Below are 14,867 nucleotides of genomic sequence, written 5' to 3'. Positions count from 1 at the left end.
CCTTGCAACAGGTCGTTGGGGAGGACTACTTGAGGCCGGACGTCGACATGCCGGCGACGAAGCCGCGCTGGGCGACGAGGAAGATGAGGAGGATCGGGACGACGTACATGACCGAGGCGGCGGCCTGCAGATTGGTGACCGGCGTGCCCGCCGAGGTGACGTACGTCGACATCACCGCGACGGCGAGGGTGGTGCGGTCGGTGGAGAGCAGCAGCTGTGGGGCGATGTAGTCGCCCCAGGTCCAGGTGAAGGCGATCACGAAGCTCGCGGAGAGGACCGGCCAGGACTGCGGGAGGAAGATCCGCCAGAAGATCCCGGCGTAGCCGCAGCCGTCGACGATCGCCGCCTCCTCCAGCTCGCGCGGCAGGCCGGCGAAGAACTGCCGGAAGAGGAAGACCAGATAGGGGGCGGACGACAGGCCCCACAGCACCCACGGCCAGTACGTGTCGACCATGCCGAGCTTGGCGAAGATCAGGTAGGTCGGCAGCAGGGTGATCATCTGCGGGAGCATCATCGAACCGAGCAGGATGCCGAACAGGGTCTTCTTGCCCGGGGCTTCGAGGCGGGCGAAGCCGAAGCCGACCCAGGCGGAGCTCAGGGTGACGAGGGTGGCGTAAATGAGCGCGATGACAAGGGAGTTGCGGGCGTAGCCGAGGAAGTCGATGAGGTTGAAGGCGTCGGCGAAGTCGTGCCACTGGAAGTGGGTGGGCAGCCAGTGCACGGGAGAGGCCGCGAGTTCGGCGGGGCTCTTGAGACCGGAGAGGACCAGCCAGCCGAAGGGGCCCAGGAACAGCCCGGTGATCACGACGAGGACCGTGTACAGGACGAGGCGGTTCACCCGTATCCGGGGCGCGGGCTTCGGGATCGGACTGACGGCGGTCACTTCTTCGCCTCCGGGTCGACGTTGTAGAACACCACGCCGGACGTGGCCCTGAAGATCAGTCCGGTCGCGACGAGGATCAGGACGAAGAGCACCCACAGCAGCGCGGAGGCGTAGCCGTAGCGGCCGAACGCGAAGTACTCCGCGAACACGTGCATCATGTAGAGGTAGTTGGACTGCGGGAGCGCGGTGATGCCGGCCGGGGTCGGGTCGGACGCCAGCAGCAGCGGCATGATGGTCTGCACCGAGGCGATGACACCGGTCACGGTCTGGAAGAGCAGCACCGGCGACAACAGCGGCACGGTGATACTGCGGAAACTCCGCCAGGCGCTCGCACCGTCGATACGGGCCGCCTCCAGCAGCTCCCGGGGAATGTCCTGGAGCCCGGCCAGCGAGATGATCATGATGTTCCCCGCTGTCCAGAGCACCGTCATGATCAGTACGTAACGGGCGTAGGGATCGGCGAGCCAGCCGAGAGCATCGATGCCGAAGAGGTTCAACACCCCGTTCGCCGCACCGGAGTTCTGGTCGAAGAGCTGCTTGAACGCGATACCCGCGCCCACCGGCGGCACCACCGCCGGCAGATAGAGCAGGGTGCGGAACAGCCCGCGCGCCTTGATCGGCCGGTTGACCAGCACGGCGAGCCCGAGCCCGGCGACGATCGACAGCGGCACCGAGGTGATCGCGAACAGGCCTGTACGCCCCAGGGACTGCCAGGTCTGCGAGTCGGCGAACAGCTCGCGGTAGTTGCCGAGCCCGACGTAGTGCCAGTTGGGCGAGATCCCGTCGAAGGTGGTGAGGCTCAGCCACAGCGCGTAGGCCATCGGCGCGACGGTCAGCAGCACGAACCCGGCGATCCAGGGCGAGGCGAACATGTAGAACGCCCGATGCCTGCGCGCGAGGATCGACGTCCGAGGCCCGGACCGCGCCCGCCCGGCCACCGGAGCGGAGCCCCGCCGATCCGCGACCGACGTCATCTGATCGACCGTCATCCCACCTGCTCCTTACCGCGCTTGAGCTGCTCGTTCATGGCCGAGTTCAGCCGCCGTGCGAGGGTGTCGACGGACATGTCGCCGTTCATGGCGGCCGGGGCGATCTGGTTGAAGAGCCCGAGGAGGGAGTCCGCGGAGGCGTACGGCGTGAAGGCGATCACCGAGTAGTGCTTCAGCTCGGCCTCCTGCACCTTCAACACCCGCTTCTGATAGGCCTTCTGAGAGGGCATCAGCGACCGCAGCGACTTGAGCGTCGGGATGCCCCACCCTCCGGAAGCACGCGCCTTCGCCGGCGCCTCGCCGAAGAACCACTCGAAGACCCGCCAGGCGGCGTCCTTGTTGTGGGACTTGCTCGGTATCCAGAAGCCGGTACCGGCCTGACACGGACTGACCCGCTCGCCGCCCTCGAAGAAGGGAGCAGGAGCGAGCCGCGACAACGGCGCCAGCTTCTTGTCGGCGTTGATCAGACCGCCGAGCCAGTACCCCGAGTTGGACATGGCCAGCCGGTTCGCCTGGAAGGTGGGCCCGTCCCAGGTGTTGGGGTCGGGCTGGATGATGCTGGGCCCGACCTTGGTCCGGCAGTAGTCGACGTACCAGCCGAGCGCCTTACGCGCCTCGGGACTGGTGAAGTCGACCCGGGAGAAGTCGTCGGTGAAGAGACTGCCACCTGCCGACACCGTAAGACTGGCCAGCAGGTTGGGCGTGGACACACCGTTGTAGCTGCCGCCGAAGACGGTCGTCTGCCCGTCCTTGCGCCGGGTCAACCGCTTCGCCCTGTCCAGCCACTCCTCGTACGTGACCGGCTCCAGCTCCGGCGGATAGTCGACGCCCGCCTGGTCGAACAGCGCGGTGTTGTACCAGAACATGGAGTCCTGGGAGAAGTCCTTCGCCATCCCGTACCGCGGTCCCTTGCCCTGGGTACGCCCGTCGTAACGCCACAGGTCGTTCACCGGATCCAGGTCGTCCACCCTGAGCACCGAACTGCTCGCGAAGTACGGGTCCAGGTCCTCCATCACCCCCCGGGCCGCGAAGTACGGGGCGTCCACGGCACCGATACCGCGCACCAGGTCGGGCGGGTTGCCGTTGGTCATCATCGCGATCAGCTTGCTGGTGCTGAACAGCACCGTGTTGATCTTTACCCCGATGTCCTTCTGGGCCTGCTTGATGAGCTCCGGTGAGAGGTCGTCGGCCTTGGCCATGACCGTGACGGTCTCGCCGGAGCCGCTCACCCCGCTCGACACCTGCATCGCACAGCCGCTCAGTGACGCCGCACCGGCCGCGGCACCCCCCGCCGAGAGGGCGAGGAACCGGCGACGGCTCAACGGAGCACCGGCCTGGGTGCGCATGAACTACCCACTCTCTTCGCTGAGTTGGATGACGGAACCAGGCACGCGGCGGTGGCTGGACGCGGCGTGCGAATGTTTCGGGAACCGGTTGCTACCGGTGGTGCAGGGAGCTTCCGTCCGAGAGCACCGCACGTCAAGGGGCCCGGCGAACTTTCGAAAACTGTGGGCCGACCGGGCGGAGGGGGCTCAAGTGGCTGCGGTGCTGGTCAGAACGGCAACCGGTTGCCGCGCGCGTCAGCCCTCACCCCCACCCCTCCCCAGAAACATCAGTAAGCGATTTCGCCCCGAGGCACCCAGGCGTGACCCCAACCCCTGCCACAGCCCTCCAACACCCCACCCACCCCACCTTCCACCTACCGATTGACCGTCACTTCCACACGGATCTACGGTAGAAGGCGCTTTCAGAAAACGTTTCTAAGACCGCTCCCACGCCCTTCCACCCAGCGAGCGCCAGGAGAGCCATGCCCAACCCCCATCGGCACCCGCACCCCCAGCCGCACCCCCAGCCGCACCCCCAGCCGCACCCCCACCCTCAGCCGCACGCCCAGCCACACCCGGCCCCTGACCACCCACGTGCCGTATTCGCGATGGACCCGGTGCACCTCCCCCTCCTCTTCCCGCCACCCCTGATGGCGCGGCTGAAGCAGGCGGCCGGCCTCGACCCGGCGCTGGTGGTACGGGACTTCACCGAGCCGGCCGCCGCCGAGGCCCTGGCCACCGCCGATGTACTGATCACCGGCTGGGGCTGCCCACGCCTGGACGCCGACGTCCTGGCGGCGGCCCCCCGCCTCCGCACCGTCCTGCACGCCGCCGGTTCGGTCCGGGCGCTGGTCGGCGAGGCCCTGTGGGAGCACGGCGTCAGAGTCTCCAGCGCGGTGACCGGAAACGCCCTGCCGGTCGCCGAGTACACGCTCGCGATGATCCTGCTCACCGGCAAGGACGCCTTCACCCACCGGGAACGCTTCCGCGTCACGCACGCCTACCCGACCCCCGCCGAGACCGCGGCCACGGGCAACATGGGCCGCCGTATCGGCGTGATCGGCGCCTCCCGAGTGGGCCGCAGGCTGCTCGACCTGCTCCGCCCCTTCGACTTCACGGTCCTGCTGCACGACCCCTACGTGACTCCCACCGAGGCGGCGGCCCTGGGCGCCGAACTCCTCCCCCTGGAGGACCTGTTGGGACACAGCGACATCGTGACCCTGCACGCCCCCGACATCCCCGAGACCTACCGCATGCTCGACGCCCCCCGCCTGGCCCTCATCCAGGACGGAGCCGTCCTGATCAACACCTCCCGGGGCGCCCTGATCGACCCGGAAGCACTCACGGACGAACTGGTCGCAGGCCGCCTGCACGCGATCCTGGACGTGACGGAACCCGAGCCCCTCCCCCCAGGTTCCCCTCTCTACCGCCTCCCCAACGTGTTCCTGACCCCCCACATCGCAGGCTCCCTGGGCACCGAACTGGAGCGCTTGGGCCACATAGTCGCCGACGAACTGGACCGACTGACGTCGGATCTCCCCCTACTCCACGAGGTACGGCACGCGGACATGGCCCATGTGGCGTAGGGCAAGGGCCCACCAACCCCACTGTCCCAAGGCCACCGGCGCGCCCCCGGAGGCGAAGGAGCCAGAAACTCAGCACGGCACCGCAGCACAGCACTGCGGCCCGCCTCCCTTGTCCACACCCCGCACCTGCGGAAAACAATCTGGGATACGGTTCCCCCACCCCACCCCGAGGAGCCCCGGTGAGTCAGCGCAAGACCGGCGACCCCACCCGCGCCACCATCCGCGACGTCGCGGAGCGCGCGGGCGTCTCCGTCGCGAGCGTCTCCCGCGTCCTCTCCGGCAACTACCCGGTGTCGGAGGATCTGCGCCGGCGGGTGATGAAGGTGGTCCGGGACCTGGACTACGTCACCAACGCCCACGCCCGTTCCCTGGCCGGCGGCGGTACGCCCACAGTCGCGATCCTCATCAACAACATCACCGGCGCGGCGTTCGCCCACGTCGCGAAGGGTGTGGAGGGTGCCGCGACGCTGCGCGGCTGGCTGTCACTGGTCGGCACGACCGGCGACGACCCCGAGCGCGAGCTGGCTCTGGTGAACCTCATGCGCCAGCAGGGCGTGGCGGCGGTCGTCCTCCTCGGCGGCGCCTACGACTACGACGAGTACCAGCTCCGTATGGCCCGCTTCGCCCGATCCCTCGACGCCGCGGGCTCCCACCTCGTGCTGGTCGGGCGGCCTCCGCTGGAGGGCGACGTCCCGGCCACGACCGTCGACTACGACAACGAGGGCGGCGCGTACGCCATGGCCAGCCACCTCCTGTCGGCCGGCCACCGCAGGGTCCTGGTGCTGCCCGGACCCGCCGAACTCACCACCGCGCAGGGCAGGTTGCGAGGTGCGCAGCGGGCGTTCGAGGCATACGGGGTGGAGTTCGATCCGGGGCTGGTGCGGCACGGGCCGTACGACGACGAGCACGGTTACGCGGCCGTGGAGACGGCCCTGCACGAGACGCCGGACTTCACGGCCGTCCTCGCCGGCACGGACGTCGTGGCGGCCGGCGCGATGCAGGCGCTGCGGGCCGCGGGTCTGCGCGTGCCCGACGACGTGTCCATCGTCGGCTACGACGACATCCCGCTCGCTTCCCAGCTCACGCCCCAGCTGACCACCGTGCACGTGCCGTACGAGGAGATGGGCCGGGTCGCCCTGCGCGCGGTGGCGGACCGCCGTGAGGGCGGCGCGAGCCGCCGCAAGGGCGCCGACGGCGACCATCTGATCCTGGGCACCCATGTGGTCGTACGCAACTCGGTACAGCCGCCACCGAGGCATTGACCGCATCCGGCACCAGCTGCGACCCGTATCCTCACACTCCCCTCGTCCTGCGCTGGTTTCGTAACCGTTTTCTCCCCCTCACCAGCGCATTTCCACGCGTGACGTAATTATTTCCGGCACACCCCTTGCCCAAGCCGGACAGAACCGCCTACCTTCACGGCAACCGCTTACTACACCTTCCGCTTGGCCGGTTCTCCGCAACCGCGTGCCGACCGGTCGTCCGGCCGCCGTTTCCGGCCTGCGCCCCGAGCCGCCGTCGTCCTCCCGTTCTGAGAGCCCCCGATCCCCGAAGGAACACGGTCTGATGAACTTCACCAGCCCCCGGAGAAGGTTCGCCCAAGCCGCCGTCGCCGGTCTCGCGCTGACGGGTCTGCTCACCGCCTGCGGTGGGTCGTCGGACTCGGGAGACGGCGCCAAGTCGTCCGGCCCGGTCACCCTCCCCTTCTGGGGCTGGGCCAACGGCCAGGAGGCGGTCGTCAAGGCGTTCAACGCCTCGCACAAGGACGTCAAGCTCAAGTACACCAAGGTCACCGACCAGTTGACCATGCAGAAGCAGCTGACCAACGCGGTCAAGGCGGGGAACGCGCCCTGCCTGGTGCAGAACACCGCGGAGTACGTGACGAGTTGGGTCTCGCAGGGCGCGCTCGCCGACATCAGCCAGTACGTCGACGCGAGCAAGGACAGGTTCAACGCGGGTTCGTGGGCGAGCGCGCAGGTGCAGGGCAAGAGCTACGGCGTCCCCACCAGCTCGGCCCCCAACTTCACGATCTACCGCACCGACATCTTCACCAAGTACGGCATCGAACCCCCCACCACCTGGGACGAGTTCATAGCCGCCGGCAAGACGCTGAAGAAGCACGGCATCAAGATCACCAACTATGCCGGTGAGGACCCCAGCACCCTGGAGGTGCTCGCCATGCAGGCCGGCGCGCACTGGTACGCGATCGACGGCAACTCCTGGAAGGTGGACTTCCAGGACGCGGGCACCCTGAAGGCCGCGAAGGTGATCCAGCAGATCATCGACAACGACCTCAACTCCAAGCTGTCGTTCGCCGACTACGCGGCCGTGCAGCGCAACTACGACAACGGCTCCACCGCGACCCGGCAGATCTCCACCTGGCAGATGGCCGGCATGGTGCAGAACTTCACCAAGTCCTTCGGTAAATGGGCGCTTTCGCCCTGGCCGACGTTCCAGGGCGAGGCGGCGAAGACGCCGGCCGGCACCAACCTGACGGGCAGCGTGACGCTCGTGACGAAGCAGTGCAAGTACACGCAGCAGGCCGCGGCGGCCGCCCTCTGGATGTCCACCGACACCGGTGCGGTCAAGACGATGGCGAGCCCGACCACCGGCAACGGTGTGATGCCGGCCCTCAAGGACAGCGGCTCCTACGTCACCGACGCGATCTCCGAGAAGCTGCTCGGCAAGAACTACGGGCCGGCCCAGAAGACCGTCACCGACAGCCTGGGCACCATCACCACGGACTGGACCTTCGGCCCGGACTGGACCGCCATGTTCACGGAGATGCAGGCCGGTTGGGCCAAGGTCGTCAACAAGCAGGAGAAGGTGACCGACCTGCTGGCGCACATGCAGGAGTGGACGGTCAAGGACCTGAAGTCCCGCGGCATCAGCGTCGAGGGCTAGAGGCCGGGGACCAGAACCGATGACCCGCTCCCTGCGCTGGAAGGGCGCCGCCTTCACGGTGCCCTTCCAGCTCGGCTTCGTCTTCCTGTACCTGCTTCCGATCGGGTACGCGGTCTACCAGTCCCTCTACCGTGAGCGGCAGTCCGGGCTCGGGCTCGGCGGCTCGACGGAGAAGTTCTCGGGGCTGGACAACTACCAACAGGGCCTGACCGACTCGGCGTTCATGGGCTCGGTGCTCCGGGTGGTGCTGTTCGCCTGCGTGCAGATCCCGGTGATGCTGCTGATCAGCCTCGCGCTCGCGCTGTTCCTGGACACGCTCGCCTCGAAGGTCGCGGGGCGGTTCCGCATCCTTCTCCTGGTGCCGTACATGATCCCCGGCGTGGTCGCCGCGCTGGTGTGGATCAACCTGTACAGCCCGGACGTCGGCCCGTTGACCCCGCTCGGCAAGGTCTTCGGCTTCGACTGGAACTTCTTCGCGCCGTCCATGGTGTGGCCGTCCATCGGCAATCTGCTCACCTGGCACGGGGTCGGCTACAACATGGTGATCATCTACTCGGCGCTCCAGGGCGTCCCGCGCGAGCTGTTCGAGGCCGCGCGGCTGGACGGGGCATCGGAGCGGCGGATCGCGCTCAGCATCAAAATTCCTTATGTGCGCGGTGCGTTGGTCCTCACCGGCATGCTGTCGATCATCCAGATGCTCCAGATCTTCAACGAGCCCGCGCTGTTCCGGAACATCACTCCGCAGACGGTCAGCGACAGCTTCACGCCCATCATGATCATCTACAACCAGGCCTTCAACGCCGGCAACTACCACTACGCGGCGGCCCTTTCGGTACTCCTCGCGCTGATCCTCGGCGTCGCCTCCTTCCTCTTCTACCGGCTGACTTCGAGGGAGGCCGACTGATGACTCTCACCGAGGAACGGGCCCGGACGGGCCAGGTCCACCGTCTCACCAGGCCGGATCCGGCGTCCCGCTCCCGCGGCGGCCAGCGTTTCCTGCTGGTCGGCCTGATCCTGGCGAGCATGTACAGCCTGTTCCCGGTGTGGTGGCTGATGGTCGCCTCGACCAAGGACCGCACCGGGCTCTACCAGTCGAACGGCCTCTGGTTCTCCGGCTGGCACCTGTGGGACAACCTGCGCGAGGTGTTCACCTACCAGGACCACATCTTCCTGCGCTGGACGGCCAACTCGCTGCTGTACGCGGGCGTCGGCTCGCTCGGCGGCACCCTGCTCGCCCTCGCCACCGGATACGGCCTGGCCCGCTTCTCCTTCCCGGGCCGCAACCTCGTCTTCGCCTGCGTCGTGGGCTCCTTCCTGATCCCGATCGCCCTGCTCACCCTCCCCCTGTATCTGCTGTTCTCGGAGATCGGCCTGGTCGACACCCCCTGGGCGATGCTGATCCCGTGCCTGATCAACCCGTTCAGCGTCTATCTGGCCAAGGTCTACACCGAGGCGACGATCCCGTACGAGCTCCTGGAGGCGGCCCGCATCGACGGCGCGGGCGAACTGCGCATCTTCTTCAGCATCGTGCTGCGGATGATGACGACGGGCGGCGCGACCGTCTTCCTGCTCGCCTTCGTCAACACCTGGAACGCCTTCTTCCTCCCGCTGACCGTGCTGCGCGGCAAGGAGAACTGGACCCTGAACATCGGCCTGTACAACTGGGCCGGTACCCGCATGGAGTCCGGCATCGACCTGACCGGGCTCGTGCTGACCGGCGCCCTCCTCTCCATCGTCCCGATGGCGATCATGATGGTCGCGATGCGCCGCTACTGGCGCACCGGCGTCACGCTCGGAGCCCTCAAGTGACCTATCCGGAAAGAGACTTGGCGTGACGCTGCTGCACAACCCCGTCATCCGCGGCTTCGCCCCCGACCCCTCGCTGGTCCGGGTCGGCGACTGGTACCACGTGGCGACGAGTTCCTTCGAGTGGTTCCCGACCATCCCGATCCACCGCTCCCGGGACCTGGCGCACTGGGAGTACGCGGGCCACGTCCGCGGCGCCGCCCCGGGCGGCTCGCTGGCCGGGGTGCCCGACTCGGGCGGCATCTGGGCGCCGTCGCTGAGCTGGGACGGCGAGCGGTTCTGGGTGGTGTACGCGGTCGTACGGTCGGTCGGGACGCCGTACTTCGACACGGACGTGTACGTCAGTACGGCGACCGACGTGAGCGGCGGGTGGACGGCACCGCGGCGGGTCGCGAGCCACGGCTTCGACCCCGCCCTCTTCCACCACGAAGGCCGACTGTGGCTGCTCAATTTACAGAACGACCACCGTCCGGACGGCGACCGTTTCGCGGGCATCGTCCTGACCGAACTGGACCGCGGGACCCTCGCCCCCGGTGGTGACACCCACCTCCTCCTCCAGCACGAACGGCTCATCGAGGGGCCGAAGTTGCTGGCCAAGGACGGCATGTTCTACCTGGTCCTCGCGGAGGGCGGCACCGGTTTCGAGCACGGCGTACGGGTCGCCCGCAGCCGTGCGCTCACCGGCCCGTACGAACTCGACGACCGCCCGCTGCTCACCTCACGGGACGATCCGTCGCAGCCCCTGCAGAAGGCCGGACACGCCGAGCTGGTCCAAACCCCTTCCGGTGACTGGGTGTTGAGCCACCTCACCGCCCGCCCGCTGCACACCCCGGCAGGCCCGCGCTGCACACTCGGCCGGGAGACCGCGATCCAGAAGGTCACCTGGGAACCGGACGGCTGGCCCAGACTGGCGCACGGCGGCCATCATCCGGCGGTCGAGGTCGACGTACCGACAACTCCGATGACACCGACGACACCCACGACACCGCCGACATCGCCCACACCACCCAAGCAAGCAGATGCCCAACCCCCCACTCCCCCGCAGCCGTTGAGCTGGCCATGGAGCACCCTGCGTTCGGCCCCCGACCCGTCCTGGGCCGACACCGGCGCCCGCCCCGGCTGGATCCGGCTGCGCGGCCGGCACGGTCCCGAGTCCCGGTGGGCGCACAGCCTCCTGGCCCAGCGGATCACCGAGCACCGTGCCGAGGCGGAGGTCACCGTCGAGGCCGGGCCCCGCACCTTCACCCAGGCCGCCGGACTGGTCCTCTGGTACAACACCGAGGCGTATCTGAGCCTCGACGTGACCTGGGCGGAGCCGGCCGGTGAGGGGCAGCACGGCCAGCAGTGGCGGGGCGGTGGACGCACCGTGCTCGCGCTGACGGAACGCGACGAGGACGGCACCCGGCAGGCGGCGCTCGTCGAGGTCGGCACCGACGTCCCGCTCACCCTGGGCGCGACGGTCGACGGCGCCGAGGCTCGGTTCTGGTACCTGCGGGACGGGGTGCGCACGCCCATCGGCCCGCCCCTCGACTTCGCCCGGCTCTCCGACGATCACGGGTCCAGGCTGCGCTTCACGGGGGCGATGGCCGGCATCCATGCCGTGGACCTGGTGGACGCCGGATTCCACGCCGACTTCACGGGGTTCCGGCTCATCTGCCGTTAGCGGCGCCCACGTTCGAAGTTTCGAAAGCTCCGGGCCGAACGAGCCTGCGAAGTCCGACCTCTTCCCGGCGCCCTGCGGTGAACCTAGGGTAGGAAGCGCTTACTGTTTCCGTGCTGGTCGAAACTTTCGACGGCCCTCGGGCGGGCCGGAGGGGTGGTTCTGATGGTTCGTACCGCGAGTGCGAGCGTGGCCGCCGGTCCGACGCTGGCCGTGGTGGCCCGTGAGGCCGGGGTGTCCGTGCCGACCGCGTCCAAGGTGGTCAACGGCCGGGAGGACGTGGCGCCGGAGACGCGGCGCCGGGTCACCGAGGCGCTGGACCGGCTCGGCTACGTCCGCAGACCCCGGTTCGACGCGGCGAAGGTGCCCGGCCTGGTGGACCTGGTCGTCCACTCGCTGGACAGCTCCTGGTCGGGGGCGGTGCTGCACGGGGTGGAGGCGGCGGCGCACGACGCGGGCCTGGAGGTCGTGGTGTCGGCCGGGCTGAACCGGACCCGGGGTGCGCGGCCGGAGCGGGGCTGGCTGGACAAGCTGATCGCGCGGGGCTCGTCCGGGGTGCTGTTCAACCTGGCCGAGCTGACGCCGTCCCAGTACGGCTGGCTGGACCAGCACCGCATCCCGTACGTCCTGATCGACCCGGTCCTGGAGCCGCCGCAGGGCGTGGTGTCGGTGGGCGCGGCGAACTGGCAGGGCGGGGTGACGGCGACCGAGCACCTGCTCGCCCTCGGCCACGAGCGGATAGCGGTCATCGCCGGCCATCAGCGCAAGATGTGCAGCAGCGCCCGGGTGGCCGGCTACCGCTCGGCGCTCGCGTCGGCGGGCGTCCGCCATCGCCCCGAATACGTCCGGCACGCCGGTTTCGACGAGTCCGTGGCCCACCGCCGCATGCTGGACCTGCTCGACCTGCGCGAGCCGCCGACGGCGGTGTTCGTCTGCTCGGACCACATGACGCTGGGGGTGTACGAGGCACTCGCCGAGCGAGGTCTACGAATCCCCCACGACATCAGCGTCGTCGGCTTCGACGACCTCCCGGAGTCCCGCTGGATCACCCCGGCCCTCACCACGGTCCGCCAGCCCCTCTCGGAGATGGCGGCGACGGCCCTCCACCTCCTGGTCCGCATGATGGACGGCGACCGCCCGGAAAGCACCCGCACGGAACTCTCGACCCGCCTGGTGGAACGCGCGAGCACCGACCGCCCGCGCGGCTAGACGTCCGGTTCGGTGGGGGCGAGCCCCGCCGCCCAGTTGATCCCGCCCAGCAGATGGGCCAGGAAGTCCGGGTCCGCGTAGGCCTCGTCGGCGTGGCCGAGGGCCGTGTAGAAGACACGGCCCACGCCCTGTTCGCGGCACCACACCAGGGGGTGGTCGTCACCCATGCCGCCGCCGTCGTAGGAGGTCTCGTCGGCCGAGGCCAACACCCGTACCGAACCACGGGGGTTGGTGCGGAAGTCGTACCACTCGTCGGTGAAGTGCCAGACGGCGGGCAGGTGGTGGGTGGCCGGGTGGGTGTGGTCCTCGATGATCACCTTGCCGGGCTGGTACGCGGGGTGGCGGTCGAAGCGGGCGCCCAACAGCTCGCCGTAGTAGGGCCATTCGTACTCCGTGCAGGCCGCCGCGTGTACGCCGACGAAGCCGCCGCCCGCCTCGACGTACCCGGCGAGCCGCTGCCGGCCCGCGGGGGTGAGGACCTCGCCGCTGGTGGAGAGGAAGAGGACGGCGGCGTAGGCGTCGAGGGGTGCTTCGAGGGCGGCCGGGTCCTCGGTGTGGTCGACGTCGAAGGAGCCCGGGAGGGTGCGGACGGCGGCGACCGCGGCCGGGATGGAGTCGTGGCGGTAGGCGGTGGTGCGGGTGTGGACCAGGAGTCGGGGGGACATGGGCGCCAGCCTATGCCGGGAGGGAGGGGCGCTCGGCGGGGCCCGCGCACCACTCAACAACACCTTTTGTTGGGCCGGTTCGGTCCCTCCCCACACCCTCGGCCGCCACAATGCGTGCATGGAAGATGACTGGCGGCAACAGATCGACGCGCTCCACGAGGAGTTGGTGCACCGGGACGACCCCACCGCCTGGGTGCGGGAGGCCGACGCGATGGAGGGGGCGCTGCGGTATCCCGACTTCGCGCTGCGCGGGCCGGTGTTCGGGGTCGCCGTACAGGATCCGGGGGCCGGGCCGGAGTGGCGGCTGCTGAAGCCGGTGACGGACGGGATGCCGCAGATGTCCCGGGACAGTCTCCAGTCGTACCTGTTCTTCACCGCGAAGGACGACACGGAGGACCGGGCCGTACGGCGTGAACTGATCGCCGCCGTCGAGGTGTTGACGCGCGAGGCGGTGGACGAGGTGGCGGCGTGCGGGGTGCGCTACCGGGTCGTGCGCGGGGACGAGTTCGCGCGGGGCGGGGCGGACGGTCTTGAGCCGCCCCGGCCCACCGATCCGGAGCCGGTCGAGCGGGCGTGGGGGCGCGGGACGCGGGACACCAAGTCCCGGGATCCCGGGTTCGTGCTCGATCCGGGGCGCGCGGACGGTCCGGCGGCGGGCGCGCTGAAGCTGGGCCTGCAGGACTTCGCGTACGCCGGCTCGCGCTTCCCGGCGGACGTGCGCGCGGACTCCGAGCGGGCGGTCGGCACGCATCCCGGGCTGGTGCTGCTGCCCACCGGTTTCGGTGTCGTCGAGCGTGGTGAGGGCGAGGGCTGGCGGCCGTGCGGCGCCCTGATGAACACCCCGCACGACGCCCGGCGGCTGCTCTACGACGGTCTGGCCGAGATGTGGGCGCTGCTGTACCGGCTCGACGACGCCACGAAGGCCCGGTACGCGAAGGCGGCCGAGGAGTTCCGGGCGCTCGGGCGCGCCGACGAGTTCCGCGTCGACGACCGGCTGTTCCGGGTCTGCCGGGTGGAGCGGATGCTGCGGATGGGGCCCGAGGGGCCGGAGTCCCCGCGCGCTTCGGACGTCGACACGTACGGGCCGATGAAGATGCACCCGACGATGGACGAGGACGGGAACCTCACCCGCGACGACTGACACCCGGGCATTTCACCCGCACAGGTGTTCCATCGGGGTGGCGGCGCCGCGTAGCCTCGGCCGGGATGAACGCCATTCCCGCACATCTGGACCACCTCGTCCTCGCAACGCCGGATCTGGCGGCGACGGTCGCCGACTTCACCCGGCGCACCGGTGTGGCGCCCGCGCCCGGCGGCGCCCATGTCGGGCTCGGTACCCGCAACTGCCTTGTGTCGCTGGGTGGTTCCAGCTATCTGGAGATCATCGGACCGGACCCGGAGCAGTCGGATCCGGTCGGCCCGCGCCCGTTCGCGGTCGACGAGCTGGCCGTCGCCCGCGCGGTGACCTGGGCGATCAGCCCACCCGACCTCGACACGGCGGTCGCCACGGCCCGGTCCCGGGGTTACGACCCGGGCGACGTACGCCCGATGAGCCGTCGCCGCCCCGATGGCACCCTGCTGGAGTGGCGGCTGACCGACGGCGACACCCAGCACCCCTCCGGCCTGGTCCCGTTCCTGATCGACTGGGGCTCGTCCGTCCACCCGACCGCCTCGGGCCTGCCGGTCACCCCGCTGCTGGAGCTGTCGGCGAGCGCCCCCGAACCCGAGGAGATCCGCCCGCTGCTGGCCGCGGTGGACGCCGAACTCGCCCTGTCCGAGGGCCCGGTGGCGCTCACGTTCACGGTGCGGACCCCGCGCGGACCGGTCACTTTCGGCTGAG

Annotated in this window: 13 protein-coding genes; 9 read left to right on the top strand and 4 right to left on the bottom strand. The window is 69.5% G+C overall.

What is annotated here, in order from left to right; genetic code table 11:
• Positions 1-25 precede the first annotated feature (25 nt).
• From ACQEWB_RS38780 to ACQEWB_RS38770, 3 genes are read right to left on the bottom strand one after another with little or no spacing between them, the layout of a single operon-like run.
• Positions 26-883, bottom strand: a complete 858-nt coding sequence (locus ACQEWB_RS38780) for a carbohydrate ABC transporter permease (protein ID WP_432839630.1) — start codon at positions 881-883, stop codon at positions 26-28.
• Positions 880-1,872 (bottom strand): carbohydrate ABC transporter permease, encoded by a 993-nt coding sequence (locus ACQEWB_RS38775; RefSeq protein WP_432839628.1) that lies wholly within the window; start codon positions 1,870-1,872, stop codon positions 880-882. The genes ACQEWB_RS38780 and ACQEWB_RS38775 overlap by 4 nt, the downstream gene beginning before the upstream one ends.
• On the bottom strand, positions 1,869-3,218 hold the full coding sequence (locus ACQEWB_RS38770) for an ABC transporter substrate-binding protein (protein ID WP_432839626.1): 1,350 nt from the start codon (positions 3,216-3,218) through the stop codon (positions 1,869-1,871). Before ACQEWB_RS38770 ends, ACQEWB_RS38775 begins: the two co-directional genes overlap by 4 nt.
• A gap of 587 nt (positions 3,219-3,805) precedes the next feature.
• Between ACQEWB_RS38770 and ACQEWB_RS38765 the strand changes: the two genes are divergently transcribed.
• The 7 genes from ACQEWB_RS38765 (at position 3,806) to ACQEWB_RS38735 (ending at position 12,362) form a co-directional block, all read left to right on the top strand.
• Positions 3,806-4,783 (top strand): hydroxyacid dehydrogenase, encoded by a 978-nt coding sequence (locus ACQEWB_RS38765; RefSeq protein ID WP_432839624.1) that lies wholly within the window; start codon positions 3,806-3,808, stop codon positions 4,781-4,783.
• 179 nt (positions 4,784-4,962) lie between these two features.
• The gene (locus ACQEWB_RS38760) at positions 4,963-6,045 is read left to right on the top strand and encodes a LacI family DNA-binding transcriptional regulator (RefSeq protein WP_432839622.1); all 1,083 of its coding nucleotides are present in this window, start codon (positions 4,963-4,965) and stop codon (positions 6,043-6,045) included.
• A gap of 304 nt (positions 6,046-6,349) precedes the next feature.
• The gene (locus tag ACQEWB_RS38755; protein ID WP_432839620.1) at positions 6,350-7,687 is read left to right on the top strand and encodes an ABC transporter substrate-binding protein; all 1,338 of its coding nucleotides are present in this window, start codon (positions 6,350-6,352) and stop codon (positions 7,685-7,687) included.
• A 19-nt stretch (positions 7,688-7,706) separates the two neighbouring features.
• Positions 7,707-8,591 carry a carbohydrate ABC transporter permease gene (locus ACQEWB_RS38750; RefSeq protein WP_432839618.1) on the top strand — a complete coding sequence of 295 codons (885 nt, stop codon included), beginning with the start codon at positions 7,707-7,709 and terminating at the stop codon, positions 8,589-8,591.
• On the top strand, positions 8,591-9,496 hold the full coding sequence (locus tag ACQEWB_RS38745) for a carbohydrate ABC transporter permease (RefSeq protein WP_432839616.1): 906 nt from the start codon (positions 8,591-8,593) through the stop codon (positions 9,494-9,496). The genes ACQEWB_RS38750 and ACQEWB_RS38745 overlap by 1 nt, the downstream gene beginning before the upstream one ends.
• A gap of 22 nt (positions 9,497-9,518) precedes the next feature.
• The gene (locus ACQEWB_RS38740; protein ID WP_432839614.1) at positions 9,519-11,156 is read left to right on the top strand and encodes a family 43 glycosylhydrolase; all 1,638 of its coding nucleotides are present in this window, start codon (positions 9,519-9,521) and stop codon (positions 11,154-11,156) included.
• A 162-nt stretch (positions 11,157-11,318) separates the two neighbouring features.
• Positions 11,319-12,362 carry a LacI family DNA-binding transcriptional regulator gene (locus tag ACQEWB_RS38735; RefSeq protein WP_432839612.1) on the top strand — a complete coding sequence of 348 codons (1,044 nt, stop codon included), beginning with the start codon at positions 11,319-11,321 and terminating at the stop codon, positions 12,360-12,362.
• Here ACQEWB_RS38735 and ACQEWB_RS38730 read toward each other — a convergent pair.
• Positions 12,359-13,027 carry a ThuA domain-containing protein gene (locus ACQEWB_RS38730; protein ID WP_432839610.1) on the bottom strand — a complete coding sequence of 223 codons (669 nt, stop codon included), beginning with the start codon at positions 13,025-13,027 and terminating at the stop codon, positions 12,359-12,361. The two genes, ACQEWB_RS38735 and ACQEWB_RS38730, sit on opposite strands and share 4 nt — an antisense overlap.
• 118 nt (positions 13,028-13,145) lie before the next feature.
• On the opposite strand from ACQEWB_RS38730, the gene ACQEWB_RS38725 reads away from it, so the two are divergent.
• On the top strand, positions 13,146-14,168 hold the full coding sequence (locus ACQEWB_RS38725) for a DUF5954 family protein (RefSeq protein WP_432839608.1): 1,023 nt from the start codon (positions 13,146-13,148) through the stop codon (positions 14,166-14,168).
• Positions 14,169-14,233: 65 nt separating this feature from the next.
• Complete coding sequence (locus ACQEWB_RS38720; protein WP_432839606.1) at positions 14,234-14,866, top strand: VOC family protein; 633 nt, start codon at positions 14,234-14,236, stop codon at positions 14,864-14,866.
• Position 14,867 lies beyond the last annotated feature (1 nt).

The sequence above is a fragment of the Streptomyces sp. CA-249302 genome, from assembly GCF_050936785.1.
Classification (GTDB): Bacteria; Actinomycetota; Actinomycetes; order Streptomycetales; family Streptomycetaceae; genus Streptomyces.
This window is presented reverse-complemented; position numbering and strand designations above follow the sequence as displayed.